The organism is Hyphomonas sp. L-53-1-40, assembly GCF_000682775.1.
GTDB lineage: Bacteria > Pseudomonadota > Alphaproteobacteria > Caulobacterales > Hyphomonadaceae > Hyphomonas.
In genome coordinates, this window is sequence record NZ_AWFI01000018.1 from 39,365 (window position 1) to 64,487 (window position 25,123).

The window sequence follows — 25,123 nt, forward strand, 5'->3', positions numbered from 1 at the left end:
ATGTTGATCTACGTCATCGGCGGGCTCGCTTTTCTGACAATTGCTGGTCTTGGCATCGCCTTGACCGGTGACAAATCCGACGCCGCGCGCAAGCGGGCCAAGGCGATTGGCACGGGTGGGTCCGGCGCGAGCAAGCGCGACAAGGCAATGGACGAAAATGCGAAGCGTCGTCAGAAAACCCAGGAAATGCTGGATACGATGCGCAAGCAGGACAAGGAGCGTCGCAAGTCCATTCGTCCACAGAATCTCAGCTCTCGCCTGACGCAGGCAGGGCTGGATGTGCCTGTCTCCGCCTTCTGGATTTTCTCACTTGTGCTCGGCATGGCGCTCGGCGGCACAGTCTATATTCTCGGCTTCGACGGGCTCGTGATCAGTGGCATCTCGTTCAAGAGTCGGCCAGCGCTGGTCGGAGGCGCCTTCTTCTTCGGGGCCGTCGGCTTGCCACGGATCCTGCTCGGTATGGCTACCAATGGGCGCAACAAGAAGATGATCAACCAGTTTGCCGATGCGCTGGACATCATTGTGCGGGGTGTGAAATCCGGTCTGCCGCTGAACGAGTGCGTTCGGATCATTTCCAAGGAGTCACCTGAGCCGCTGCGATCGGAGTTCGCCATATTGACTGACAACCTGTCCATGGGGGCAGGGCTGGAGCGGTCATTGAACAATTTCTACAAGCGCGTGCCGCTTCAGGAAGTAAACTTTTTCATGATCGTCCTGATGATCCAGTCAAAGGCCGGGGGCAACCTGTCGGAGGCCCTGGGCAACCTGTCGAGCGTCATTCGTGCTCGCAAGATGATGCGCGAGAAGGTCAAGGCCATGTCGTCTGAAGCCAAGGCGTCAGCGATGATCATTGGGGCCTTGCCTTTTGTCGTGGGCTCTCTCGTCTACATGACGACACCCGCGTACATCATGCAATTGTTCACGACGGATACGGGTCATCTGTTTCTAACCATCGGTGTGGTGATGATGTCCATGGGCATTCTGGTCATGCGCAAGATGATCAATTTCGATTTGTAAGGGACAGATATGACGGACATTCTTGTATCACTGGCCAAGCCTGACGCGATCGCAGCCCTGCTGATCGCGCTCGCTGTCTTTGGTACGGTCATATCCGTTTTGCTCCCCTACCTGCAAACCGACAAGCTTGAGACGCGCCTGAAGGCGGTTACTGATCAACGGGAAAAACTGCGCAAGCAGAGCCGCGCAGCTCTGGACAATCCCAAAGGTCTTCGTCGAAAGGACGATTCTGTTGTCGGAAACATTTCGTCGAAACTGAACCTTGCGACGGCGCTGGAAGATCCCAACATCGTCAACAATCTTGCCAAAGCGGGCCTTCGCGGCCCTGGGCCATTGTCGGCATTCTACTTTGCACGGATGACCATGCCGTTTGTCGGCGCGCTGCTGATGTTCTTCTACATCTTTTTCGTGAACGATCATGGCTTTGCGCCAGTTCTGAAATATGGCTCATTGCTGTTTGGCGCAGCGGCCGGTTTCTACGCGCCCAACATCTATATTTCCAATGTCGCTCAGAAGCGTCAGCAATCCATCATGCGGGCATTTCCGGATGCGCTCGATATGCTGTTGATCTGCGTTGAAGCGGGCATGTCCATCGAACTCGGATTTTCCAAGGTCAGTCAGGAAGTCGGCTCAGCCTCTTCTGAACTTGCTGAGGAGTTTGGCCTGACGGTTGCGGAGCTATCCTATCTGCCGGAACGTCGCCAAGCCTATGAAAATCTTGCCAAGCGAACCGGCAATGAAGGGATCAAGGCTGTCTGTATGGCGTTGGGGCAGGCCGAACGCTACGGTACGCCGCTCGGCGATGCGCTCCGTGTGATGGCGAAGGAAAATCGGGACATGCGCATGGCGCAGGCGGAAAAGAAGGCAGCAGCCCTTCCCGCTCAGCTGACCGTGCCAATGATCCTGTTCTTCCTGCCCGTGCTTTTCCTCGTAGTGCTTGGCCCGGCCTATATCGGCTTCAAGGCATCGCAAGCCAGCGACGAGGCGTCCGTGCCATCGATCGAGCAGGCGGATACGAACTGGGGCTGAGTCCGGGTGACTTCAGTGAAGCGCGCTCGCTGGCTTGTCCGGCGAGCGCGTTTCGTTTCTGAAGGAATGGTTTCGTCAGCCAGGCGTCCTGCGCAACCGCAGACCGGTTGCGGCCGGAGCAGGGGCACTGTCGTCACTCTCTGCTTCGGACGATGGGCCTGCCAAGGCGAGGGTCTCTGATTTGACGGGTTTGGTGACGCTGGCCTTTGGTTGGGTCGTCTTTGCAGGAGCAGGAGGCTCCACGGCCTCGGGCTCGTCTTGCAGGGCATCCCATGACCGGACGGGCTGAACCATTTCCTGTAGCAGGGCGGTATTCTTCTTTACGATGCTCTCGGGCGCATAGCGGCTGCTGACCTCAGCCATTTCCTCGTACCGGCCTTGCAGGCCCAGTACCAGGGCGAGGTTTTCGGTCACGCGCAAATCAGCATCGGGCTGGTCGGCGGCCAGTCTCAGTTTCGCCTCGGCGCCCGGCAAGTCTCCGGCGAGTGCCAGAGACAGGCCGTAGTTCGCGAGTGTCACAGTGCGAGTCGGTTCCAATGCCAGCGCCTTGTCATAGGCGGCCTGCGCCATGCCGTGGCGTTCCATCTTGTCCAGCGTGATGCCGAAGGCTGACCATGTGTCGGGGCGTTGAGGTGCTACAATGGCGGCTTTTTCAAAGGCACGCGCGGCGCCGTTCAGGTTGCCCTCGGCGGAAAATACCTTGCCGAGTGCCATCAGCAGATCCGGATTTTCCGGATGCATGACCAGGGTCTGAGAAAGGACTTCGATCGCGCGCTCATTCGAGCCGATGCCGCGTAGCGCAGAGACGAACGTCATCGCGACGTCCAGATTCTTGGGATCCTTGGTGTGCTCATTGGCCCAGAAATTGGCCTTGGTCAGCGGATCTGAATTGTTTGCCGCTTCAATCTCTTCCGGGGTGGCGGGTTTCATCGCATCTTCAATTGCGCGGGCCATCTCTGCCTGGGCCTCTGCTTCAGGGTCTGGGGCAGATGCGCAGGCACCCAGCGCGAGGATCAGCGCAGTCAGTGACGTTTTGGCTCTGGACATGAGCAGGCTCCGGGTTTGTATCTGAGACACTGCCAGCGAGTCTGGACTGAATGGCGTCAAGGATCAGTTAACGCCTCAGCAGATTCCATTAACTCTTCCCCGTGAAAGGGCTGAATTCCATGCACAAGAGCTTCACCGCCGACCCGAGGGGCGCCGTTGACGTCTTCCTTTACACTTCCAAAGCCTTCAAATCATTGGAGAACGATCCGTTCCCGTCCGCGCGAGCCATCGCTGAAGGGCAGGCTTTTACAGGCGCAACAGGACAAATCGTACTGGTGCCGGGGGAGGCAGGCGGTCTTGCCCGGGTGTTGTATGGATTGGGCAAGGGCAAGGATGCGCTGGCCGTGGCTGGCCTATCGGCGAAACTGCCCAAAGGATCGTACCGCATTGTTGAAGCGGGCGGCATGGCCTTCAGATCGGTTGCGGCAGGTTGGGCAGACGGTGCGTACCGTTTCGACCGTTACCTCAAAGACAAGGCGACGCCGCCTCAGCTGGTGATTCCGGCAGACGAAGATGCCGACGCGCTGAGCCGCGAGGCGGATGCCTGCGCGCTCCTGCGCGATCTCGTCAACACGCCTGCCGCCGATATGGGCCCGCAGGACATTCAGGCCACGATTTCAAACCTTGCAGAACGTTTCGGCGCGAAACTCACCACAATTGTCGGGGATGCACTTCTGGAGGCGAACTATCCAATGGTGCATGCGGTTGGCCGGGCCGCGACGTTCGAGCCACGCTTCATGGAGCTGGAATGGGGCGACCCGTCCCATCCAGGCCTTGCCCTTGTGGGGAAGGGGGTGACATTCGACTCCGGTGGGCTGGATCTAAAGCCGGGTTCGGGCATGCGGATCATGAAGAAGGATATGGGTGGCTCGGCGCACGTGATTGCGCTGTCGCAACTGATCATGAGCGCGAATTTGCCGGTTCATTTGAAGCTCTACGTGCCTTCGGTCGAAAATGCCGTGGCAGGCAATTCGTTCCGACCGGGCGATGTGCTGTCCAGTCGCAAGGGCCTGACGGTTGAGATCGACAATACAGATGCCGAGGGGCGTTTGATCCTTGCGGACGCACTTGCGCGAGCCTGTGAGGAAGAGCCTGACCTGCTGATCGATTTCGCAACATTGACGGGCGCCGCGCGCGTGGCGCTGGGGCCGGATCTTGCACCTTTCTACACCGATGACGAGGACATGGCGGACGCAATGGAAGCGGGTGCCAAGGCATCCGGCGACCCGGTTTGGCGCATGCCGCTCTGGGACCCTTATCTCGCGGATCTGAAGAGCCCGATTGCCGACCTCGTCAATTCGGGCGGGCGATTTGCCGGGTCCATTACGGCGGGCCTGTTCCTGAAGGAGTTTGTCGACGCCAAAAGCTGGATGCACTTCGATGTCTGGGCCTGGCGGCTCAGCAAGTATGGTCGTCCAGAAGGGGGCGCGCCTTGCGGCCTGCGGGCGGTTTGGCAGATGCTCCAGACGCGGTACAGTTAGGCTTCGCATTTCGAGGAATGAAATCATGTTGCGAACATATTGGCTGGCCCTGACGGCTTTCCTGCTGCCGGTAAGTGCCTTTGCTCAGAGTTCGGACATGGTTCGTGTACCTGCGCAAGTTGATGAAGCTGCTATCCCGCTTCAAGGCGCATACGCGCCAGACGTGGACGGTGGGGAAATCTGGACAGATGTCGGGACCGAAAGATGGGTGCGGAATGTCACTCAGCCGACACTCTTGCCGGTCCTGCCAGATAAAGAAGTCGCGACAGGCGCGGCGGTCATCGTGGTGCCGGGCGGTGGGTTCCAGTTCGTGTCCATCGACAATGAAGGCTATCCGATTGCGCAATGGTTGGCAGACCGGGGTATTGCGGCGTTTGTGTTGAAATACCGGGTTATGGAAACGCCGGCGCCGGAAGATGAATTCTCCGTACATATGGACCGTATGTTTGCCCCAACTCCTGATACGGTGCCAATCGACATTCGCGAAGGACTATCCGTGGCGGTGGTCGATGCACAGGCCGCGTTGGAACTCGTCGAAGCTCGTAGCGAGGCGTGGGGGATCGACGCCTCGCGGATCGGTATGCTCGGCTTTTCAGCCGGGGCCATGACAACACTCGGTATCACGTTGAAAGACGGCGACGCGCCGCGTCCGGATTTTATCGGCTATATTTATGGGCCCATGACGCCGGTCGATATTTCAGGCGAAGTCCCGCCCATGTTCGCGGCGTTGGCGGCCGATGATTCCCTGTTTGGAGATCAGGGTTTTGGTCTTGTTGAATCCTGGCAGGATAGTGGGGCTCCCGTTGAGCTGCACTATTATGAAAGCGGCGGGCATGGGTTCGGATCGTACAAGCGCGGCGAGACGGCCGACGATTGGTTTGATCAGTTCATCAGCTGGATGAAAGCGCAGGGCCTGCTGGACATTCCAGTCGAGGAGTAATCCGCACGCTCGCGCTCTTGTCACTCGATAATTTCAGGGCTCAGCACGCGTACTTTCGACAGGCGAATGGCTTCGCGGACGCGGCCCCGCAGGACGAGCGTATCGATATTTTCCGGGTCGGCGGCCATTGCGGCGTCGATATCTGCCATGGCGAGATTCAACTGGTCGAGGTTGAGGTGGGCCTCGGCACGCAGCTGGCGAGCGATTCCCATGTTCGGCGCGAGCGTGATGGCGCGGTCAAGGTCTTCCTTGGCTTCGGCCCAGTCTTCCAGCATCAGATGGGCGCTTGCCCGATCCACGAGCAGATCAGGGATGCCGGGTTTCAGTTTCAGCGCATTGGTGAAGGTCACGATGGCTGCCTCCGGCGCGCCAGCCTGAAGCCAGGCGTTGCCGGACTGGGTGAGATATTCGGCGCGCTGCTCGACCGACCCGCCATCGACCGAATTGGCGAGCTGTTCCAAGCGCGCCGCACCTTCATCCGGACGGCCGAGCGCGATCAGCGCCATGGCCGTACACTGGCGCGCGCCGGGCCGGTTGCCCTGATAGACCCAGGCAAGCCCATCCTCATAGGCTTCCTCGGCATCCACTTCGATCTTGGCGACGCAGGCTTCGAGCCGGTCGGCTTCGCGCGCCTCAATAGTGGCGCTTGAGGACTGCGTCATCGCCAGTGTCGCGATGGCCAGGGCAAGGATGGACATGGATCAAGCGCTCCGGAAACTGTAACACGGGTCTTAGACCCGACAGGAGCGACCAGCGCAAATGACAGATACGACATCTCTGCTTTTTGTTTTTGGGCTTGGTTATAGTGCCCTGCACTTGGCCAGACGCCTGAAAGCCAAGGGAATACAGGTCTCTGGCACTGTGCGGAGCGAAGACAAGGCGGCGACCCTGCGGGCCGAGGGCATTGCCGCGCAGGTCTGGTCCGGGCAGGGGCTGCCGGATATTCCAGACGGCGCCCATTGGCTGGTGACCTTGCCGCCGGATGAGGGCGGATGCCCGGCGGCGCGGGTAGCGACCTATTCTGAACCGGGCGCCGCGAGCATGACCTATCTGTCTACTACTGGGGTCTATGGTGATCTGGGCGGTGGTTGGGCGATGGAGTGGAGCCCGGTTAATCCGGGGTCCGACCGGGCCAAGGCGCGTGTGCTGGCAGAGCGGCAGTGGATGGACGCGACCGATGGCGCGGCGCGGATTGTGCGCCTGCCGGGCATTTACGGGCCCGGTCGCTCGCCCTTTCAGAAGCTGAGAGATGGGAGGGCACATCGGGCGGTCAAACCGGGGCAGGTCTTCTCCCGTGTGCATGTAGACGACATTGCCAGCGGATTGGAGGCGTTGGTCCAGCGACCGCACTTGCATGGAATTTTCCATTTGTGTGATGATCAGCCCGCGCCACCGCAGGACGTGACGGCGTTTGCGGCGACCCTCCTCGGCATTGCGCCGCCGCCGGAAGTCCCGTTCGACGAGGCAGACCTCAGCCCGATGGCCCGCAGCTTCTATGCCGAATGCAAGCGGGTCTCCAATGCGCGCGCGAAAGCAGCGCTTGGATGGCGGCCGGTGTACGCGACATATCGTGAAGGGTTGCCTGCAGTATTGACTGCAGAGGCTGGAACGGATTGAAAAATTTTTTGGTCTTTCCCTCCACTTTCGCGGGATTGTGGTAAACTCCCTTTCAGGGTGTGGCCGTGACGAATGTTCGTCAGCTTCTGGCCATAAGAGGGACAAAAAATGAATTCACGACATTTGCTGCTCGCGGCAAGCCTGATAGCGTTATCGGGCTGCGCGTATACTGACAAGTTTGGAAGCGCGGAGGAGCCGGTAGCGGCTGAAACCGCATCTGCGGCTGACGCCGAGATGACCTTGGCCGAGATCACAGAGAAAGCTGGCGCGCCATTGTTCGACGGCATGGGGGATTTTCATCGCCCCATCACCACGTCGAATCCGTATGCGCAGAAATATTTCGATCAGGGCATGGTGCTGGCATTTGGCTTCAACCACGCCGAAAGCATCCGCTCTTTCCGGGCGGCTCAGACGCTCGACCCGACCTGCGCCATGTGCTTCTGGGGCGAGGCGATGGCCACCGGCCCCAACATCAATGTGACCAGCAAGGGCAAGGCCGTGATGTCGGACGCAGACCGGCAGTCGGCTTTCGCGGCAATTGTCAGGGCTCAGGAATTGTCAGGTGGTGCGACGGAGCAGGAGAAGGCGCTGATCGTGGCCATGGCTGCGCGCTACAATGGCGATCCGTCCACGTCGCGTGAGCCGCTGGATGTCGCCTATGCAGAAGCGATGGGCGACTATGTGGCCTCAAATCCGGAGGATGATGATGCCGCGGCAATGTATGCCGAAGCCTGGATGAACACGATGCCGTGGGATTACTGGTCGGCGGATGGCGCGCCGAAGCCGGACACGGTGAAGGTGATTGAATCTCTGGAAGGCATTATTGAGCGGTCGCCGGAGCATCCGCTTGCCCTGCATCTTTATATTCATGCGGTGGAAGCCTCGGAAAACCCGGGGCGGGCCGAGGATGAGGCCGACCGCCTCGCCAATCTTGTCCCCGGATCGGGCCACCTCGTGCACATGCCGGCGCATATATACTGGCGCGTTGGACGCTACGATGATGCGGCCAAGGCAAACATCACGGCGGCTTCCGTGGATGAAGATTATATTGCCCAATGCAATGCGCAGGGTTTCTATCCGGCGCTCTATTATCCTCACAATATCCATTTCCTCTGGGCGGCTGCCAGCATGTCGGGCCAGCAGGACATGGCCATTGAGGCCGGGCAGAAAGTGGCCGACAATGTGCATATGGAGCAGATCGAGCAATTCCCGACGGTGGAATTCTTCAAGACGATCCCGCTCCTGTCTCTGGTACAGTTCGGTCAGTGGGGGGATATCCTCGCCGCAGAGCAGCCGCCGGAGTCGCTCGATTACTCCAATGCCATCTGGCATTATGCGCGCGGCGTAGCTGCAGCCCGCACCGGCGCTACGGACATGGCCATTCAGGAACGCGGCGGGCTTGCCGCGCTGAAGGACAGTGTCCAGATCAATTTCCTAGATACGGCGGACTATCCGGCCAGCGTGTTGCTCGGCATTGCCGATGCGCTCCTGCAGGGGGAAATCGCCATGGCAGAGGGAAACCCGGAGCAGGCGATCCCGCATTTTGCGGCGGCCGTCACCGCGCAGGATTCGTTGCCCTATATGGAACCGCCCTTCTGGTATTACCCGACCCGGCAGTCGCTTGGAGAGGCCTACATTGCCGCGGGCAAGTTCGCCGAGGCCGAAAGCGTGTATCGCAAAGACCTTGAAGAGTATCCGAGAAATGGGTGGTCCATGTCGGGTCTCGTCAAGGCGTTGGAAAGCCAGGGCAAGACCGAAGCAGCCGAAGAGGTCGAGAAGACATTCGCGATTGTCTGGCGCCATTCCGATATCGAACTGGACGGCTCCCGGCTCTAGCCTCATGCACGAAAAAGCCCCCTCCAGGAGGAGGGGGCAGTTGCAGGGGATATTTTCTTCTCTTGACTATGCCGTTACGGAATCGCGCTGGCGCTCGTGTTTGCCTTCGCAAATCTCTTCAACGATCTTGGCGTTGAAGTCGCCAAGGTCATCCGGGGAGCGGGAAGTCACGAGGCCGCCATCGACGACGACGGACTGGTCCTTCACAATGCCGCCGGCATTTTTCAGGTCCTGCTGGATCGCCGGGAAGCCGGTGACTTCGCGGCCATTCACGAGATTGGCCGAGATAAGAACCTGTGGGCCGTGGCAGATTGAAAAGACCGGTTTCTTCTGGGCGAAGAAGTCCGAGACAAAAGACTTCGCCTTGTCATTGGTGCGCAGCGCATCCGGGCTGAACAGGCCGCCGGGAATGAGCAGCGCGTCGAAATCCTCTGCCTTCGCCTCGTCGAGGGACAGATCGACCTGATACTTGTCGCCATGTTCGCGGTGCTGATTGGCGTGGATGAAACCCTTCTCTGTCGAAACGATCATTGTTTCGCCTCCAGCTGCCTCGATAGCTTCCTTCGGGCTGGTGAGTTCGATTTCCTCGAATCCGTCTGCAGCGAGAATGGCCATTTTCCGACCTTGGGCGCGTTGATTTGACATATAACATGTCTCCTTGATCTTGTGTGGTCACCGCGCTGCGACCTTTGGTGGGGGAGCGCGGGCGGACGGAACATCCCGTCCTGCACAAGATCAATGACTGGCCGGGGCCATCGTTCCGATTAACTCGCGGAAAGGTCAGGGACGCGTTGCAGTGGCGATTTCGGCGCAGGTCGTCTTCAGTCGCGCGATGTCCTGTTCGCGGGACAGGCGATGATCGCCATCCTTGATCAGGGTAAAGACGAGATCCTCGCTCGTGATCGTGTCGACGAGTCGTTCCGCATGCTTCCACGGCACGTCGGCGTCCTGCATGCCCTGCAGGATGCGGACGGGGATGTCGAGCTCGATGGGCGCGTCAAGGATCTGCCAGGTTCGGCCATCCTCGATCAGGGCGCCGGTGATGGTGTAGGGCTCATCATAGTCCGAGGGCCGCTGTGTGAAGCCCTGTTCCATGATCTCTGACTGCGCTTCGGCGGAGAATTCCGGCCACATCAGCTTTTCGGTAAAGTCCGGCGCGGGAGCGATCAGGACAAGACCCGCCACGCGGGCAGGGCGGGCGAGGGCGGCGAGCAGGGCCATCCAGCCGCCCATGCTGGACCCGACCAGCACGATTGGCCCGGCGCTGTGTGCGTCGATGGCGGCGAGCGCGTCCGCCCGCCAAGCCGAGATCGTGCCGTCCTCGAAGGCGCCATCGGACAGGCCATGCCCAGAATAGTCAAAGGCGAGGAAGCCATGCCCGGCCTCGTTGGCCCAGGCTTCGAGTTCAGTCACTTTGGTGCCGCTCATGTCGGATTTGAATCCCGACAGCCAGACAAACGTGAGGGGCGAATGGGTCGGGGCCGAGGCGCGATAAGCGAGGCGGCGACCCTCGGGAGAGGTGAAATAGGTCGTTGTCATTCCTCTCCCGTTCCGTCATCTGTCTCGCCTGTCAAGCGAGTGGAGGGATTACGACTTGCCCGATTTTCCGGATTTGACTGGCAAGACCATTCTCCAGGTGGCCCCTGAATTGTCGGCTGGTGGGGTGGAGCGTACCGTGCTCGAAGTCACCGAAGCCATCATACAGGCTGGCGGAAGGGCTCTGCTGGCCAGCAGGGGCGGTCGCCAGGAAGCTGCCTTCGAGGCCCTGGGCGGTGAGTTGTTCCGGATGGACGCCAAATCCAAGAATCCGATCACGCTGAAACGGAATGAAGGCAAACTGAAACGCTTGATCGCGCGCGAAGGGGTAGACTTGGTCCATGCCCGGTCGCGCGCGCCTGCTTGGAGCGCCTATTGGGCCGCCAAAGCGATGGATGTGCCGTTTGTGACCACCTATCACGGGGCCTATTCGGGCAAGACCAAACTCAAAAAGCGCTACAATTCGGTCATGGCGCAGGGCGACATCGTGATCGCCAACTCCAACTGGATCGCCGAGCATGTGAAAACGGAGCATGGTGTGCCATTCGAACGCGTGGTGACCATTCCGCGGGGTGTCGATCTGGAGGCATTTGATCCGACCAATGTGCCGGTCACGCGTGTGAAAGCCATTCGGGAGGCGCTCGGACTTGCGGATGATCCGCGGAAGATATTGCTATTGCCGGGACGCCTGACCGAATGGAAAGGGCAACTCGTTGCCATTGAGGCGCTGGCCATGTTGGTGTCGGATGAGCGCGATAAGCTGGTGCTCGTGCTGGCGGGCGACGCGCAGGGGCGCAATACATATGTTACGCGGCTGGAGCACGCAGTGGTGGCACACGGGCTGGACCGGGGCGTGATCATGTCTGAACATATTACCGATATGCCGGCGGCCTATCTGGCAAGCGATATCGTACTGGCGCCATCGGTGCGACCCGAAGCGTTCGGGCGTGTGGCCGCCGAAGCCTCGGCCATGGCGCGTCCGGTGATCGTGGCTGACCATGGCGGCGGGCGGGAAACCGTGATCGAAGGCGAGACGGGCGCACGGGTGGAGCCGGGCAATGCGCAGGCGCTTGCAGGCGCTATTCGGGCCCTGTTGTCGGTCGGTCCACTGGCGCGCGATGGCATGGGCCGGGCGGGACAGGCACATGTTCGACAGCATTTCTCAAAGCAGGGGCTTCAGGCGGCGACACTGGGAGTCTATAAGACCTTGCTGGAGTAGGGGAAATCGAGGCTCGCATGGCAAAACCGGTCAAACCGGCAAGTCCCGTCAATCCGGGCGCAAAGGCCCTCAATGTGCTGGTAATCAAGCTCAGCGCACTGGGCGACTTTGTGCTGGCATTGGGCGCGATGAAAGCGGTGCGCGAGATGCACCCGAAGGCGCGTATCACGCTGCTGACCACGCCGTTCTTCAAGGAATTTGCCGAGCTTTGCCCTTATGTGGACGCGGTGGAGACCGACGGGCGGCCGGATAGCATGAAGGCCACGGCCGCGCTGATTACCCGTATCCGCAAAGCCAAATACGATATCATCTATGATTTCCAGACCAGCGGACGCACGAAGAATTATTTCACCGCGCTGAGCAAGACCGGCAAAGCGCCGCTCTGGTCGGGCCATCATGAGAAGGCGGCGTTCTTCCATGACAATGGCGAGCGCGCCACCATGCATTCGATTGACCGACTGGCAGAACAGCTCGAAGTGGCTGGGGTGGCACCGGGCGGCCGCTGGCTGGGCAATTCAGCCCCAAAGCCAGACCTTTCCTGGGTACGGCCAAAACTGCGCGACGCACCGCGATTGCAGCCAGCCTATTTCAGCCTTGAAGAGCCTTACATGCTGTTGATCCCGGGCGCTTCGGCCCACCGGGAGGCCAAGCGATGGCCCGTTGAAAACTATGCGGAATTGGCAAAACGGGTGGCCGATGCAGGCATTACGCCGGTTATTATTGGTGGCAAGGATGAGGGGCCGCTGGCGCATGACATCGTGCGTAAGGAGCCGCGCACCAAGAGCCTGACCACGCGCACCGATCTGTTCCAGATCGTGACGCTGGCGGAAAAGGCCTTGTTTGTGGTCGGGAATGACACCGGCCCGATGCATATGGCGGCGATTGCCGGCGCGCCGGGCGTTGCCCTGTTCGCGCTGACCGAAAGCAATCCTGACCATGCGGCCCCGCGCGGCGACACGACCATCATCATCAATTCAGCGCCGACGCTGGCCGAGTTGAGTGTCGACGATGTCTGGCAATCGGTTCGGGCTTTGGGTGTGCTGCCATCTTGACGGGATCGCGGAAGTATAGAATGCCCGTCCGCCTTGAAGATGCCTGCATTTACAGGCATATTGAAGCTTACCGAAATAGCGACAAAGGAGATTCGCCATAGCTCGCAGACCAGACACCGGTGGACCACAGAAATCCGCTGGCCCACGTATCAATGACGACATTCGCGCCGCCAAGGTTCTCTTGATTGATGAGAATGGTGAAAAGCAGGGCGTGATGCCCATTATGGCTGCCATGGACGCCGCCCGCGAAGCAGGCATGGACCTGGTGGAGGTTTCACCAAACCAGGAAGTCCCCGTCGTCAAGATTCTAGACTATGGCAAGCTCCGCTTCGAAGAACGCAAGAAGAAGGCGGCTGCGAAGAAGAAGCAGAAGTCTTCCGAACTCAAAGAAATCAAGATGCGCCCCAATATCGACACCCATGACTATGGTGTGAAGACGAAGGCGATGACGCGCTTTTTCGAGGGTGGCGACAAGGTGAAAGTGACCCTGCGCTTTCGTGGTCGCGAAATGGCTCACCAGCATCTCGGCATGGAATTGCTGAAACGCGTCCGTGACGATTTCGATGAAATGGCAAAGGTTGAACTCGAGCCGAAGCTCGAAGGCCGTCAGATGACGATGGTGCTCGCACCGCGCTAAAGCCAGTGCCGCTGACTCCAGCACAATAAGCCGGACGGGCCCTGCGCCCTCCGGTTTTTTTGTGTGTGGCGTGCGGAGAGACAAGACCGCAAGGAAGGGGCATTCAGGAGCAGAGCAGGTCGCGACCCTGTCTCTTCCGCCTGCCGGGACTCGTCAGGTCCCCATCCCGGAGAGTTTGCGCCCCGGGATGACCTTCACAGAATATTGCCTGTGGGTCCCTGTCGAGTTCACGGCGCCAGTTCTGCAGCAGCGACCGTCAAAAGGCGGGGGAAAGCTTGGTCAGCATCCCCGCCGCCAAGCACTTACTGACCTGCCTCGATGAAGGCGCGTACATCGTCAGACAGTTTCTTTCCGTCGCTTTCGGCCAGGTACATCATGTGGCCGGAATCGTAATAATCGAACTGGACCCGGTCGAGCACCACACCGTTCTTGTGCAGGGACATTTCCGCGCCGAAGAAGGGAGTTGCCAGATCGTACCATCCCGAGGCGAGCAGTACGCGCAGATCGGGATTTTCGCGCATGCCTTTGCCGAGCCATGGCGTGACATTCACATAAGATGGCCAGCCGCGCTGGTTTACATCCCAGTTCCACTGCGAGCCGGGCTCTCCCGTCAGCACCTTGTACGGTCGGGTGAAGTCCACGTTCAGCTCGCGGGTCAGATAGTCATTGATCGCGGCGACATAGGCGACATCCATGCCATAGCCGGACGGGTCGTTTTCCGGCGTGTCGGCCGTACCTTCGCTGTCGACGCCTCGATACCGGCTATCAAAACGGCCTACCGTGTAACCTTCGCGGCGCAGGAGTTCCTTGCGGAAGCGGGTTGGATCAACGCGGAGATTGGCGAGGCGAATCCATTCCGGCGACAGGCCGATGAAGTCACTCATTTCCTGCGCGATACGGATCTCGTCGGCGTCACTCAGCGTTGAGCCACGGATCAGGGCAGGGGCCAGCGTATCGGTGGTATAGGTGCGGGCGTCATTGATGAAGGCATCGAAATCATTGTTCCACTTTGCCTTGTTGGCTTTGCCATGATGCCAGGCGGTGGCGGCCTCGGTCGGGAAGAAAGCGAGGTGAGCCGTGTCATTGCCAGGCGCAAAGCGCGCAGTCTGGAAATCGAGGATGGCCGAGATCAGGATCACGCCATTGAGACCGATGCCGTTCCAGCCGCCTTGCAGCTTTTCGGTCAGCGCGGCGGCGCGGGTCGTACCATAGCTTTCGCCAGCCAGGTATTTCGGGCTGTTCCAGCGGCCATTCTCGGTCAGCCAGATGCGGATGAATTCGGCGATGCTCTCGGCGTCTTCATTGACGCCATAGAATTCCTTGCCTTCGGTCTCGCCGAGCGGGCGTGAATAGCCGGTGCCGACCGGATCAATGAAGACGAGGTCGGTTACATCGAGCAGGGAGTTCTGGTTGTCGCGAATCGTATAGGGCGGCGCACCGACATCAGACGCATCTGATGGGGTGATCACCTGTTTCGGACCAAACGCGCCCATATGTAGCCAGAGCGAAGCTGATCCCGGCCCGCCATTGAAGACGAAGGTGACAGGACGTTGGGCGGCGCTGGTCGTGTTGGTGTCGATATAGGACACTGAGAAAACTGAGGCGGTCGGCTCATCCTTGTCGTCGCGCAGATAGGTCTCGCTCGCGACGGTCTTGTACTTCACCGTCTTGCTGCCGAGGCGGAGCGTATGATTGGAGGCGAAGACCCGCGCCTCCGGCACCTCAGGCGCATCTTTCGGCTCGTTCCCGGCGTCTTCAGCTATACTTGGCATGACAAAGATCGCCATGCAGGCGGCGAGGAGTAGCGTGCGCATGAAAACAGCCCCTGAAACTTTATAACAATTTGCGACTTTATTCAGGCGGGGGCGCAAGAGCAATAGCCGCACGGCCTTGGATCCGTTTGAGTATTCCGCATTTCGGAGTTACGCTTTCAAGCAGGGGAGAGCCTATGGATATCGTCTTGCTTTTAGGTCTGCTTGCTTTGCCTTTCCTTGTCTGGCGGGCTTGGGTAGGCCTCAAAATGCCAAAGCGGCGAGCCGAGCGCGAAGCGCGCCGCCGGGCGGTACGAAATCGCCTGCAGTAACAGCATATTGGCCTCTTGATTCTCTGCCCCTGATCCGTCATAAGCCGCCTCTTCCGAGCGGTTTGGGCGAACGGCATGCCCTCCAGCTCATGAACCCTGGGCCGCCTATATGGTGTGAGCTCGACGACAGGAGAGATGAAATGCCGAAGATGAAGACCAAAAAGGCCGCTGCAAAGCGGTTCAAGATCACGGCAACCGGAAAGCTCAAGCACGGCGTCGCTGGTAAGCGTCACCGCCTGATGAGCCACAATTCGAAGTACATTCGTCAGAACCGCGGCACGAAAGTCGCTTCTCACGCTGATGTTGCTCGCGTTGTGAAGAAATTCCTGCCTTACGGCCTCTAGGCCCGTATCCTTCAAGATCTTGATTTAGGAGGCCTAAGATGCCCCGTTCACGTAACAAAGTTCCCGCCCACGCCCGCCACAAGAAGATTCTGAAGCAGGCAAAGGGTTTCCGTAACCGCCGCAAGAATACGTTCCGCATCGCGCACCAGTCCGTCTGGGAAGCCGGTCAGTACGCTTATGTCGGTCGTAAGGTCAAAAAGCGGAAGTTTCGCTCGCTCTGGATCCAGCGCATCAACGCCGCTGTCCGCATCCACGACGACGAGATGAACTATTCCCAGTTCATCAACGGCCTGACCAAAGCCGGTATCGAAGTTGACCGCAAGGTCATGTCCGACATCGCCATCCGCGAGCCGGAAGCATTTGGCGCCCTGGTCAAACAGGCCAAGGCTGCCCTCGCTTAACCTGCCCGCAAGGCACAAGTGACAAAGCCCGGCCCTCAAAGCCGGGCTTTTTCTTTAAGGGCGTTTGCATGCGGGCGCGAAGCGCCTAAAAAGTCCGCTGGAACAGCAAAGGGAAGCGACCCCCGTGTCCGATATCAGTACGATTGAAAAAGAGGCCCTTGCGGCGATTGAAGCGGCAGGCGACCTGGCGTCGCTGGACGATGTACGCGTGGCCGAACTGGGCAAGAAGGGCCGCGTGTCTGGCCTGATGAGTTCGCTGGGCAAGATGAGCCCGGAGGAGCGCAAGGAAAATGGCCCGAAGCTGAATGCGCTGAAAAATCGCGTCGATGCAGCTGTTCGCGCCCGCAAGGAGGCGCTGGAAGCGGCGGCGCTGGAGGCCCAGCTGGCAAGCGAAACGGTTGACCTGTCCCTGCCAGCGGCCCCGGGCCCGAAGGCCGGCGCGTTGCATCCGGTCATGCAAGTTTTCGAAGAAGTCGCCGCCGTCTTCGGCGACATGGGCTTCACCGTGGCCGAGGGCCCGGACATTGAAGACGACTGGCACAATTTTACTGCGCTGAACTTCCCCGAAGGCCATCCGGCACGCGAGACGCACGACACCTTCTTTATGCATGCGCTGGAAGGCGATGCGCCGAAAGTGCTGCGCACGCATACATCTCCCGTGCAGATCCGCACCATGATGAGCCAGAAGCCGCCGATCCGCATTCTCGTGCCGGGCCGAGTCTACCGGAATGACTGGGACGCGACGCATACGCCGATGTTTCACCAGGTCGAAGGCCTTGTCATCGAGAAGAACATTCACATGGGCCACCTCAAAGGTTGCCTGATCGATTTCGTGAAGGCGTTCTTCGAAGTGGATGATGTCGAGGCGCGCTTCCGTCCGCACTTCTTTCCCTTCACCGAGCCGTCGGCAGAAATGGACGTCAAATATACCCGCAAGGGCGAGACGATCGAAATTGGCGCAGGCGACAGCTGGATGGAGATTCTCGGCAGCGGCATGGTGCATCCGAATGTGCTGCGCAATTGCGGGATTGATCCGAACGAATATCAGGGCTTTGCCTTCGGCATGGGCGTCGATCGCCTCGCCATGCTCAAATATGGCATGCCTGACTTACGCCCTTACTTCGAGGCGGATCCGCAATGGACACGCCACTATGGATTTGCGCCTTGGTCGACACCGAGCGTTAGTGGCGGCTTGAGCTAGGGAGCAGGGGGCATGGGTACCGGCAATAAAGTGGAAATGCTGATTGCGATCTGCGCGGTGCTGACCAGTGCAATTGCCGTCTTCATCGCCTGGGATCAGGGCCGCGTGATGCGGGCCCAGCAGCATGGTGCCGTCTATCCGGTCGTTCAGATCGAGGGCTTTGTGTCGTCGACTGCCGAAACGGCGTCCATGGGGCTTCGCGTCTCAAACAGCGGAGTCGGGCCAGCCTTGATCGAGCGGGTTGAGATGTTGAAAGATGGCGAGCCCGTCGAAAGCCTCGAGCCATATGTCGACCAGTTTCCACCCGGCTATCAGCAATCCTGGGCAAGCTTGATTGGCCGGGCCATTGCACCGGGCGATGAGATTATCCCGCTGAGGGTCGACTGGCCCCTTGATGCCGTTTCAATCATGCAACGCGACGCGGCCGCTTTGGCCTGGAGCGAGATGGATGTGGAGATCTGCTATTGCTCAGTCTTCGATAAATGCTGGACCGCGATAGGTCGAGAGATGGGACTGAGCATCGCGCGCGCCGAACGTGTGAAGCGCTGCGAACGTAGCGAAACAGATGTATTCGAGGCCCTCGCGAACTATGCGCACACGCCCGAAACCAATACGACCGCTGAACTGGAATAGACGATGAAATTCACCCTGTCCTGGCTGAACGACCACCTCGCCACCAAGGCGACGCTGGACGATATTCTGGCCCTCATGCTGCAGGCCGGCCTCGAGGTGGAGGAGGTTGTGGACCCGCGCGAGAAGCTGGCGACGTTTACGGTCTGCAAGGTCAAGGCGGCGGAGCCTCATCCGGATGCTGACAAGCTGCGCGTGTGCACGGTGGAAACGGTGGATGGTGAGAAGCAGATTGTCTGTGGTGCGCCAAATGCGCGGGCTGGCATGACCGCGATCTATGCACCGCTGGGCACGTTCATTCCGGGGCTCGACTTCGCGCTCGACAAGAAGCCACGCAAGATCCGCGGCATCGAAAGCTATGGCATGATGTGCTCCACCAAGGAGATCGAAGCGGGAGAGGACCATGACGGCATCGCTGATCTGGATGATTCCATTCCGCTTGGGACACCGGCTGCCGATGCGCTCGGTCTGAATGACCCGGTGATCGACTTCGAAGTGACCCCAAATCGGCCGGACTGGCTGGGCGTGCAGGGCATCGCACGTGACCTGGCCGCGGCCGGGGCAGGGCGCTTCCTGCATGCGGACGTCAAGAAGGTTATTGGCAGCAAGGAATGTCCGGTCGAAATCCGATTGGAGGCACCTGAGGCTTGTCCAGTCTTCGCCGGAGCTGTGATCGTGGGCGTCAAGAACGGTCCGTCGCCAGACTGGATGCAGCAGCGCTTGAAGGCCGTGGGCATCCAGCCGAAATCCTTGCTGGTTGATGTCACGAATTATATCTCGCTTGATCGGGCTCGTCCGTTGCATGCCTATGATGCGTCCAAACTGTCCGGGCCGGTCGTGGCGCGTCTTGGCCGCAAGGGCGAGGTGCTGGAGGCGCTGGACGGCAAGACCTACAAGCTCGGCGAAGAGATGTGTGTCATTGCGGATGATAGCGGCGCGATTGGTCTGGGCGGGGTCATGGGTGGCCAGTCCACGGCGGTTTCTGACGATACTGTGGATGTATTCCTCGAAAGCGCCTGGTTCGATCCGTTGCGGACGGCGCGTACAGGCCGCGCGACCGGCATCCACTCTGATGCGCGCTATCGCTTCGAGCGCGGTGTCGATCCGCATAGCTGCCTCGACGGGCTCAATCTCGCCATTTCCCTGATCGTGGAATATGGCGGCGGCGTTGTTTCCAAACCCAAATTGTCAGGCGAGGCGCCAGTCAATCCGAACAAGGTGACCTTTTATCCGGCTGATGTGGAGCGCCTGACGGGGCTTACCGTGAAGCCAGCCGACATGCGCCGCATGCTGAAAGACCTTGAGTTCAATATCGAGGATGCTGGCGATGCCTGGTATCTGCGCCCGCCGACCTTCCGCTTTGACATGGAACAGTCGGCCGACATCGTGGAAGAAGTTGCGCGCCTGGTCGGGTTTGACCAGCTCCCAACCGCGTCCCTGCCAGCGCCCCAAGGCGGCGTGAAAGCGATTACCACCCCGATGCAGGCCCGCGTGCGCGCGGCCCGCCGGGTGATGGCCTCCCGTGGGTTCCTGGAAACCGTCAGCTGGAGCTTCATGGCGAAAGCTGACGCGGCGCTGTTCGGCAAGATCAATGATGCGCTGACGGTTGCCAATCCGGTGGCAAGCGAACTGGACTATATGCGCCCATCCGTGCTCGGAAATCTGGCCAAGGCTGCCCAGCGCGCTGCCAATCATGGCGAGCGCGGCGTTCGCCTGTTCGAGGCTGGGCCAATTTATCTGGGCGATGGCCCGAAAGACCAGCGTAGCGTCGTGGCAGCGCTCGTGCGGCCGTTCAATGAGCGGCATTGGCAGGGGGCGCCTGAACCATATGATTCCTTCGACGCGAAAGCCGACCTGTTTGCTGTGCTTGATGCGCTCGGCCAGCCGGGTGAGCGCTTTCAGGTGGCGGCACCCGCTCAACCGCACTGGCATCCGGGGCAGGCGGCCAGCCTGAAGCTTGGCCCGAAAGTGACGGTGGCGCATTTCGGCCAGCTGCATCCGGGCGTGCTGAAACAGCTGGGTGTGGACGGGCCGATGTTCGGGTTCGAACTGAACCTCAATGCGCTGCCGCAGATGAAGGCAAAGAACACCAAGACCAAGCCGGTTTTCGAACGCGCCGAGCTGACGCCGATCCGTCGCGACCTAGCTTTCGTCGTTGATCAGTCCGTTCCGGCCGCCGATCTTGTGCGCCATGCACAGGGCGCGGACAAGAAACTGATCTCGAAAGTGGATGTTTTCGATGTGTATGAGGGTACCGGTGTACCGGAAGGGCAGAAATCGGTTGCCTTTGAAATGACGGTCCAGCCACAGGAAAAGATGAAGGATGAAGACATCCAGGCTCTCATGGACAAGGTGGTGGCCTCTGTCGCCAAGGGCACAGGCGGCGTGCTAAGAGGCTAGGCAACAAGAACCGTTCTCTGGGGGACTCGCATGGGGCTGTATCGCTGGTTGCATAATGAGCTGGTGCCCGAAGCCCGCAAGTCCGGTATCTCGGTCACCAACTGGATCATTATCAGCCTTGTGCTGGCGAGTTTCTTGTTCCTGGCGCTTGAAACCGAGCCAACCCTGTTGGCCGTTCCGGAATGGCGGATGGTGTTCGACTGGTTCAATGTCGCGGTCGTCATCATCTTTGCCATTGAATACGTGCTGCGCGTTGCTGTGGCAGGCCTTCGGCCAGAATATGCGGGCTTTGTCGGACGCATCCGGTACATCACGCGCTTTTACTCCATTGCAGACCTGCTGGCCTTCCTGCCGGAACTGCTCGTGATGGTGGTTGGTGGCGGCATTCCCTTGATTGCATTGCGCGTCTTCCGCCTGTTCCGCCTGATCAAGATTGCGCGCTTCGTGCCGGCTTTTGACGTGCTGGGCGCGGCTATGAGGCGGGCGGGAACGCAGCTCCTCACCACGCTCGCCATGGCGCTGGCGCTGGTCTATGTGGCGGCGGTGCTGCTCTATTTCATCGAAGGTGTGGGGCAGGGGCGTCAGGAGTTTGGCTCCATCCCGCGCGCCATCTGGTGGTCCATCGCGACGCTGACCACGGTTGGCTATGGCGACATCTATCCGGTCACCACGCTGGGGCGGATTGCGGCGTCTGTAATTGCGATTGCGGGGATCGGCGTGGTCGCACTGCCGGCAGGCGTGTTCGCCAGTGCCTTTTCGGACGAGCTGCGCGAGCGTCAGTTGCAGAAGCTTCAGGACCGCGTCGAGGCGGCCGAAGCGCAAGCCGGCGCTGCCCCCGAAGAGAGCAGCGCCTGAGCCGTTTAGTCCTGGGCCTTTGAGCCGTTCGCTTCGGACTGGAGCATTGTATACCGCTCGATTCCGATGCGTTCGATCAGGTCGAACTGCGTTTCAAGATAATCCACATGCTCTTCCTCATTGTTGAGGATCTTTCCGAACAGGTCGCGGCTGCCATAGTCGCGGACGCTCTCAGCATATTCCATCGCGTCCTTGAGCAACGGAATGGCGTCGTTTTCCAGTTTCAGGTCGCATTCGAGGATTTCGAAGACTGATTCGCCGATACGCAGCTTTCCGAGGTCCTGGAGATTCGGCAGGCCGCCGAGGAACAGGATGCGCTCGATCAGCCAGTCGGCATGCTCCATCTCTTCGATGGATTCCTTGTATTCATAATCGCCCAGCTTGCTGACGCCCCAATCGTGCAGCATGCGCGAATGCAGGAAATACTGGTTGATCGCGGTCAGCTCGTTCTTGAGACACTTGTTCAGAAATTCGATGACCTTTGGGTCGCCTTTCATGGGGAGCTCCTGCTTTGTGGATTTCGTATGGGCCAGCACCTAGGGTGATTGTGTCATGAGATCAATAAAAAATCCAATAAAAACAATTGCATATGATAGTGCGACACAGTTGCAGCAGCACCTGAGAACGGTTTGAATCGGGTGTGCGTGGCGGTTGACCGCGCAAAGGCCTGCAATTTCAGGGGCTGCTGCCTATTCGGCGGCGATGAGCGCTGGCGCGACCGGACGCTGGTCCATTTCTTCGGAGATGATCTCACCGATGGAGCAGCTGCATTTTCCGCACTGGAACTTGCATCCGTGATGCGCCTGCACGGCTTTGGGGCTGCGCGCCCCGGCGTCGACGGCGGTGCGGACGCTCTTGCAGTTGATACGGTTGCAGACACAGATGATCATGAGAACCATTTGCACGACTATGCGAATGATTGTCAATCCGGTTTTTGCGCTTTGTTGCACATGCGGAATGGCCGCCGGGCCTGATCTCAGGCCTCGGCGGTGTCATCCCATTGGAACACGTCTTCAAGACCGACCTGGAAGACCCGCGCGATGCGGAAGGCGCTTTCGAGGGAGGGGGAGTAGCGGCCCTGTTCGATGGCGATCACGGTTTGCCGCGTCACGCCGATCTCCTTGGCCAGGGCCGCCTGGCTCATCCCGTCATGGGCCTCGCGCAATGCCTTCACGCGGTTCAGGATAGGGGGGCGTTTGGCCATGGCTCACACGCCCCGGCGATAGAACAGGATGGTGAGGGCATATTCGGCCACCTGCGACGCGATCAGGCTCGCCACCGCGATGTGGAACAGCATGTTGCCATCGGCCAGGAAGTAATAGTGCCAGAGGCCCGCAAAGATGCCGAAGCCCAGCACATAGCCGGAGATATTGCCCGCGCGGCGCAGCACCTGCTTGTCGCGCTCATCCTCGGCATCATTGGCCTCTTCCGGGCTGCTGGCCGCGATGATGATGTGGCTGATGATGGCGCCGAAGACCAGCATGCCGGTCGCCACGGCGATCAGCACGATGTTCGGGCCAATGGTCTCGCCCAGCGCCTCTGACCGGCTCCAGACCTGAGAGATGTACCAGAAGCCGGTAAGCGAAAGCAGCACGCCCATGATCCAGGCCGATTTTTCGTGAAAGGACATTCCAATGTCTCCATGTCAAAAATTTCTTACACGACCCATATGGTCAAAGATTTTTTACATGTCAAATATTTTATACAAGAAAGTTCGCGTCGCTTGACCGGAACCCCTGTGGCCTCTAGGTCCGGCGGACCTGTTTTCACTCAAGCATGACTGACATTCCCGATGACCGATCTCTCCACGCTCGCCCATTCCGCAAAGGCCTGGCCGTTCGAGCTTGCCCGCAAGCTGGAACAGCGCGTGGAGCAGCAGATCAAGGCCGGCCAACGCACGGCAGATGACCCGGTCACGTTCGAGACCGGCTATGGCCCGTCGGGCCTGCCGCATATCGGCACGTTCGGCGAAGTCGTGCGCACGACGATGGTGCGCCACGCCTTTGAAGTGCTGACCGGCGGCAAGTACACAACGCGCCTGATCTGTGTGTCCGATGACATGGACGGGATGCGCAAAGTGCCGCCGACCGTGCCGAACCCGGAAAAGCTGGAGCCGTACCTGCAACAGCCGCTGACGGCTGTGCCGGACCCGTTCGGCACCCATGCCTCCTATGGCGCGCACATGAATGCGCGGCTCTGTGCCTTCCTCGACCAGTTCGGGTTCGAGTATGAATTCCTGTCGGCGACGGAATGTTACAAGTCCGGCCGGTTCGACGCCATGCTGCTGGAGGCTGCGCGGAGATATCAGGACATCATGGATGTGATGCTGCCCACGCTGGGCGAAGAACGCCAGGCGACCTACAGCCCGTTCCTGCCAATCCATCCGGACACGGGCGAAGTGCTCTATGTGCCGATGAAGGCCGTGGACGGAGAGAAGGGGACCATCACGTTCGAGGATGCGTCCGGCAAGGAATTCACGCTGCCGGTGACCGGCGGCCATGTAAAGATGCAGTGGAAGCCCGATTTCGGCATGCGCTGGGCCGCGCTCGGCGTGGACTTCGAAATGTTCGGCAAGGACCATCAGGCGAATGCGCCGATCTATTCCAAGATCACCCGCATCCTGGGCGTGCGGCCGCCGGAGCAATATGTCTATGAGATGTTCCTGGACGAGAAGGGCGAGAAAATCTCCAAGACCAAGGGCAATGGCATCTCGGTCGAGGACTGGTTGAAATATGCGCCGGACGAAAGCCTCAGCCTGTTCCAGTTCCAGAAGCCGCGCGTGGCGAAGAAGCTTTATTTCGACGTCATTCCGAAAGCTGTGGACGAATACCTGACCTTCCTTGAGAAGTATCCGGACGAGGAGCCTGCACGCCAATTGGAAAACCCGGTCTGGCACATCCATTCCGGCAATCCGCCAGCCGAGACCACACCGGTCAGTTTTGCGCTGCTGCTGAACCTCGTCGCCGTGGCAAACCCGGAAGACAAGAGCCAGCTCTGGGGCTTCATCTCGCAATATGCGCCAGAGGCCTCACCGGAGAAGAACCGTCTGCTCGACGAGCTCGCCGGCTATGCGATGAGTTATTATCAGGACTTCGTCCTGCCGCAGAAGACGTATCGTGCGCCCACGGCCAAGGAACGCGCAGCAATGGAAGACCTGTCAGCGCGTCTCAAGGCGTTCGATGGCGAGCCGACCTCGGAGAACCTGCAGACGCTAACCTTCTCGGTCGGCAAGGAGCATGAATTCGAGAATCTCCGCGAATGGTTCCAGGCGCTGTATGAAGTGCTGCTCGGCCAGAGCCAGGGCCCACGCTTCGGCAGCTTCGCGGCGCTATACGGCGTCGCCAATACGGCCCGCCTGATGGATGAGGCGCTGGCGCGGGACTAGTCTGCACGTTTCGTAACATGGCTTAAACATTCATCTGCTCTAGTCTGGCCAGAGCCAGAGGAGCCTTTGCCATGCCTGCCATTCGCCTAGTCCTGATCGCCGGCATGCTTGCCACGCTGCCCGCCTGTCTAGCCACCAAGATCGTGACTGTTCCCGTCAGCGTGGCGGGCGACGTGGTCGAGGGCACGGCGAAGGGCGCCTATGCGGTCGGTTCAGGTGTGGTGCACGTGACCGGGGATGCGCTCGACGGCCCTGAGGAAGACGTGAAGCTGAAGGTAAAGGTCAAGAAATTCGGCGGTGGCACCAAGACCTATACGCGCACCGTCGAGTCCGACGATATCGAGAAGACGCTCGAAAAAATCGGCAAGAAGGGCACCATTATCGACGTGCAGGTCGAGGCAGCAGAGTAGGGG

Annotated in this window: 26 protein-coding genes; 17 read left to right on the forward strand and 9 right to left on the reverse strand. The window is 59.7% G+C overall.

From position 1 onward, the window contains the following. Both L53_RS13255 and L53_RS13260 read left to right on the forward strand, forming a co-directional pair. A complete protein-coding gene (locus L53_RS13255) occupies positions 1-1,017 on the forward strand; it encodes a type II secretion system F family protein (protein WP_034816733.1) in 1,017 nt (338 codons plus the stop codon). 9 nt (positions 1,018-1,026) lie between these two features. After that, positions 1,027-2,046, forward strand: coding sequence for a type II secretion system F family protein (locus L53_RS13260; protein WP_034816430.1), 1,020 nt, complete (start codon positions 1,027-1,029; stop codon positions 2,044-2,046). A 75-nt stretch (positions 2,047-2,121) separates the two neighbouring features. Here L53_RS13260 and L53_RS13265 read toward each other — a convergent pair whose 3' ends face one another. Then, entirely contained in the window at positions 2,122-3,093 is a 972-nt protein-coding gene (locus L53_RS13265) for a tetratricopeptide repeat protein (RefSeq protein ID WP_034816433.1), read from the reverse strand. Positions 3,094-3,212: 119 nt separating this feature from the next. On the opposite strand from L53_RS13265, the gene L53_RS13270 reads away from it, so the two are divergent. Together L53_RS13270 and L53_RS13275 are read left to right on the forward strand one after the other, a co-directional pair. Continuing rightward, complete coding sequence (locus L53_RS13270; RefSeq protein WP_034816436.1) at positions 3,213-4,574, forward strand: M17 family metallopeptidase; 1,362 nt, start codon at positions 3,213-3,215, stop codon at positions 4,572-4,574. Between the two features lie 25 nt (positions 4,575-4,599). Continuing rightward, positions 4,600-5,514: an alpha/beta hydrolase gene (locus L53_RS13275; protein ID WP_051607963.1), complete on the forward strand. Its 915-nt coding sequence runs from the start codon at positions 4,600-4,602 to the stop codon at positions 5,512-5,514. Between the two features lie 20 nt (positions 5,515-5,534). On the opposite strand, the gene L53_RS13280 is transcribed toward L53_RS13275, so the two are convergent. After that, entirely contained in the window at positions 5,535-6,212 is a 678-nt protein-coding gene (locus L53_RS13280) for a hypothetical protein (protein ID WP_034816439.1), read from the reverse strand. Positions 6,213-6,273: 61 nt separating this feature from the next. On the opposite strand from L53_RS13280, the gene L53_RS13285 reads away from it, so the two are divergent. Beyond that, entirely contained in the window at positions 6,274-7,131 is an 858-nt protein-coding gene (locus L53_RS13285) for an SDR family oxidoreductase (RefSeq protein WP_034816441.1), read from the forward strand. Between the two features lie 108 nt (positions 7,132-7,239). Continuing rightward, complete coding sequence (locus L53_RS13290) at positions 7,240-8,967, forward strand: lipopolysaccharide assembly protein LapB (protein WP_034816444.1); 1,728 nt, start codon at positions 7,240-7,242, stop codon at positions 8,965-8,967. A gap of 66 nt (positions 8,968-9,033) precedes the next feature. Here L53_RS13290 and L53_RS13295 read toward each other — a convergent pair whose 3' ends face one another. Both L53_RS13295 and L53_RS13300 read right to left on the reverse strand, forming a co-directional pair. Further along, entirely contained in the window at positions 9,034-9,612 is a 579-nt protein-coding gene (locus tag L53_RS13295; protein WP_034816447.1) for a type 1 glutamine amidotransferase domain-containing protein, read from the reverse strand. 135 nt (positions 9,613-9,747) lie between these two features. After that, positions 9,748-10,506, reverse strand: coding sequence for an alpha/beta hydrolase (locus L53_RS13300; RefSeq protein ID WP_034816449.1), 759 nt, complete (start codon positions 10,504-10,506; stop codon positions 9,748-9,750). Positions 10,507-10,561: 55 nt separating this feature from the next. On the opposite strand from L53_RS13300, the gene L53_RS13305 reads away from it, so the two are divergent. From L53_RS13305 to infC, 3 genes are all read left to right on the forward strand, one after another. Beyond that, a complete protein-coding gene (locus L53_RS13305; RefSeq protein WP_034816452.1) occupies positions 10,562-11,722 on the forward strand; it encodes a glycosyltransferase family 4 protein in 1,161 nt (386 codons plus the stop codon). A 17-nt stretch (positions 11,723-11,739) separates the two neighbouring features. Continuing rightward, positions 11,740-12,774, forward strand: a complete 1,035-nt coding sequence (locus tag L53_RS13310; protein ID WP_051607964.1) for a glycosyltransferase family 9 protein — start codon at positions 11,740-11,742, stop codon at positions 12,772-12,774. 97 nt (positions 12,775-12,871) lie between these two features. Next, entirely contained in the window at positions 12,872-13,411 is a 540-nt protein-coding gene (infC, locus tag L53_RS13315) for a translation initiation factor IF-3 (RefSeq protein WP_084333463.1), read from the forward strand. A 302-nt stretch (positions 13,412-13,713) separates the two neighbouring features. On the opposite strand, the gene L53_RS13320 is transcribed toward infC, so the two are convergent. After that, positions 13,714-15,225 (reverse strand): S10 family peptidase, encoded by a 1,512-nt coding sequence (locus L53_RS13320; protein WP_034816458.1) that lies wholly within the window; start codon positions 15,223-15,225, stop codon positions 13,714-13,716. A gap of 409 nt (positions 15,226-15,634) precedes the next feature. Here L53_RS13320 and rpmI point away from each other — a divergent pair, with 409 nt between their 5' ends. The 6 genes from rpmI (at position 15,635) to L53_RS13350 (ending at position 21,325) form a co-directional block, all read left to right on the forward strand. Further along, on the forward strand, positions 15,635-15,838 hold the full coding sequence (gene rpmI, locus L53_RS13325; protein WP_034816462.1) for a 50S ribosomal protein L35: 204 nt from the start codon (positions 15,635-15,637) through the stop codon (positions 15,836-15,838). 38 nt (positions 15,839-15,876) lie between these two features. Beyond that, positions 15,877-16,239, forward strand: coding sequence for a 50S ribosomal protein L20 (gene rplT, locus L53_RS13330; RefSeq protein ID WP_034816464.1), 363 nt, complete (start codon positions 15,877-15,879; stop codon positions 16,237-16,239). A gap of 124 nt (positions 16,240-16,363) precedes the next feature. Further along, positions 16,364-17,440 (forward strand): phenylalanine--tRNA ligase subunit alpha, encoded by a 1,077-nt coding sequence (gene pheS / locus L53_RS13335; RefSeq protein ID WP_034816740.1) that lies wholly within the window; start codon positions 16,364-16,366, stop codon positions 17,438-17,440. Positions 17,441-17,452: 12 nt separating this feature from the next. Beyond that, the gene (locus L53_RS16545; protein ID WP_051607965.1) at positions 17,453-18,073 is read left to right on the forward strand and encodes a hypothetical protein; all 621 of its coding nucleotides are present in this window, start codon (positions 17,453-17,455) and stop codon (positions 18,071-18,073) included. Between the two features lie 3 nt (positions 18,074-18,076). Beyond that, positions 18,077-20,470, forward strand: a complete 2,394-nt coding sequence (gene pheT, locus L53_RS13345; protein WP_034816466.1) for a phenylalanine--tRNA ligase subunit beta — start codon at positions 18,077-18,079, stop codon at positions 20,468-20,470. Positions 20,471-20,500: 30 nt separating this feature from the next. Continuing rightward, entirely contained in the window at positions 20,501-21,325 is an 825-nt protein-coding gene (locus L53_RS13350; RefSeq protein ID WP_034816468.1) for an ion transporter, read from the forward strand. 5 nt (positions 21,326-21,330) lie between these two features. Here L53_RS13350 and bfr read toward each other — a convergent pair whose 3' ends face one another. The 4 genes from bfr to L53_RS13370 form a co-directional block, all read right to left on the reverse strand. Then, positions 21,331-21,822 (reverse strand): bacterioferritin, encoded by a 492-nt coding sequence (gene bfr / locus L53_RS13355; RefSeq protein WP_034816470.1) that lies wholly within the window; start codon positions 21,820-21,822, stop codon positions 21,331-21,333. Positions 21,823-22,014: 192 nt separating this feature from the next. Then, on the reverse strand, positions 22,015-22,224 hold the full coding sequence (locus L53_RS16865; protein ID WP_369794176.1) for a bacterioferritin-associated ferredoxin: 210 nt from the start codon (positions 22,222-22,224) through the stop codon (positions 22,015-22,017). Positions 22,225-22,301: 77 nt separating this feature from the next. Next, positions 22,302-22,529 (reverse strand): helix-turn-helix transcriptional regulator, encoded by a 228-nt coding sequence (locus L53_RS13365; protein ID WP_034816474.1) that lies wholly within the window; start codon positions 22,527-22,529, stop codon positions 22,302-22,304. Between the two features lie 3 nt (positions 22,530-22,532). Beyond that, complete coding sequence (locus L53_RS13370) at positions 22,533-22,955, reverse strand: hypothetical protein (RefSeq protein WP_034816476.1); 423 nt, start codon at positions 22,953-22,955, stop codon at positions 22,533-22,535. 162 nt (positions 22,956-23,117) lie between these two features. Here L53_RS13370 and L53_RS13375 point away from each other — a divergent pair, with 162 nt between their 5' ends. Continuing rightward, the gene (locus L53_RS13375) at positions 23,118-24,710 is read left to right on the forward strand and encodes a lysine--tRNA ligase (protein ID WP_156947922.1); all 1,593 of its coding nucleotides are present in this window, start codon (positions 23,118-23,120) and stop codon (positions 24,708-24,710) included. A gap of 71 nt (positions 24,711-24,781) precedes the next feature. Next, complete coding sequence (locus tag L53_RS13380; RefSeq protein ID WP_034816482.1) at positions 24,782-25,120, forward strand: hypothetical protein; 339 nt, start codon at positions 24,782-24,784, stop codon at positions 25,118-25,120. Positions 25,121-25,123: the final 3 nt, after the last annotated feature.

Coding starts and splice junctions, on each gene's coding strand:
- L53_RS13255 (WP_034816733.1), top strand. CDS start 1: ATGTTGATCTACGTCATCGGCGGGCTCGCTTTTCTGACAATTGCTGGT.
- L53_RS13260 (WP_034816430.1), top strand. CDS start 1,027: ATGACGGACATTCTTGTATCACTGGCCAAGCCTGACGCGATCGCAGCC.
- L53_RS13265 (WP_034816433.1), bottom strand. CDS start 3,093: ATGTCCAGAGCCAAAACGTCACTGACTGCGCTGATCCTCGCGCTGGGT.
- L53_RS13270 (WP_034816436.1), top strand. CDS start 3,213: ATGCACAAGAGCTTCACCGCCGACCCGAGGGGCGCCGTTGACGTCTTC.
- L53_RS13275 (WP_051607963.1), top strand. CDS start 4,600: ATGTTGCGAACATATTGGCTGGCCCTGACGGCTTTCCTGCTGCCGGTA.
- L53_RS13280 (WP_034816439.1), bottom strand. CDS start 6,212: ATGTCCATCCTTGCCCTGGCCATCGCGACACTGGCGATGACGCAGTCC.
- L53_RS13285 (WP_034816441.1), top strand. CDS start 6,274: ATGACAGATACGACATCTCTGCTTTTTGTTTTTGGGCTTGGTTATAGT.
- L53_RS13290 (WP_034816444.1), top strand. CDS start 7,240: ATGAATTCACGACATTTGCTGCTCGCGGCAAGCCTGATAGCGTTATCG.
- L53_RS13295 (WP_034816447.1), bottom strand. CDS start 9,612: ATGTCAAATCAACGCGCCCAAGGTCGGAAAATGGCCATTCTCGCTGCA.
- L53_RS13300 (WP_034816449.1), bottom strand. CDS start 10,506: ATGACAACGACCTATTTCACCTCTCCCGAGGGTCGCCGCCTCGCTTAT.
- L53_RS13310 (WP_051607964.1), top strand. CDS start 11,740: ATGGCAAAACCGGTCAAACCGGCAAGTCCCGTCAATCCGGGCGCAAAG.
- L53_RS13320 (WP_034816458.1), bottom strand. CDS start 15,225: ATGCGCACGCTACTCCTCGCCGCCTGCATGGCGATCTTTGTCATGCCA.
- rpmI (WP_034816462.1), top strand. CDS start 15,635: ATGCCGAAGATGAAGACCAAAAAGGCCGCTGCAAAGCGGTTCAAGATC.
- rplT (WP_034816464.1), top strand. CDS start 15,877: ATGCCCCGTTCACGTAACAAAGTTCCCGCCCACGCCCGCCACAAGAAG.
- L53_RS16545 (WP_051607965.1), top strand. CDS start 17,453: ATGGGTACCGGCAATAAAGTGGAAATGCTGATTGCGATCTGCGCGGTG.
- pheT (WP_034816466.1), top strand. CDS start 18,077: ATGAAATTCACCCTGTCCTGGCTGAACGACCACCTCGCCACCAAGGCG.
- L53_RS13350 (WP_034816468.1), top strand. CDS start 20,501: ATGGGGCTGTATCGCTGGTTGCATAATGAGCTGGTGCCCGAAGCCCGC.
- bfr (WP_034816470.1), bottom strand. CDS start 21,822: ATGAAAGGCGACCCAAAGGTCATCGAATTTCTGAACAAGTGTCTCAAG.
- L53_RS16865 (WP_369794176.1), bottom strand. CDS start 22,224: ATGGTTCTCATGATCATCTGTGTCTGCAACCGTATCAACTGCAAGAGC.
- L53_RS13365 (WP_034816474.1), bottom strand. CDS start 22,529: ATGGCCAAACGCCCCCCTATCCTGAACCGCGTGAAGGCATTGCGCGAG.
- L53_RS13370 (WP_034816476.1), bottom strand. CDS start 22,955: ATGTCCTTTCACGAAAAATCGGCCTGGATCATGGGCGTGCTGCTTTCG.
- L53_RS13375 (WP_156947922.1), top strand. CDS start 23,118: ATGACCGATCTCTCCACGCTCGCCCATTCCGCAAAGGCCTGGCCGTTC.
- L53_RS13380 (WP_034816482.1), top strand. CDS start 24,782: ATGCCTGCCATTCGCCTAGTCCTGATCGCCGGCATGCTTGCCACGCTG.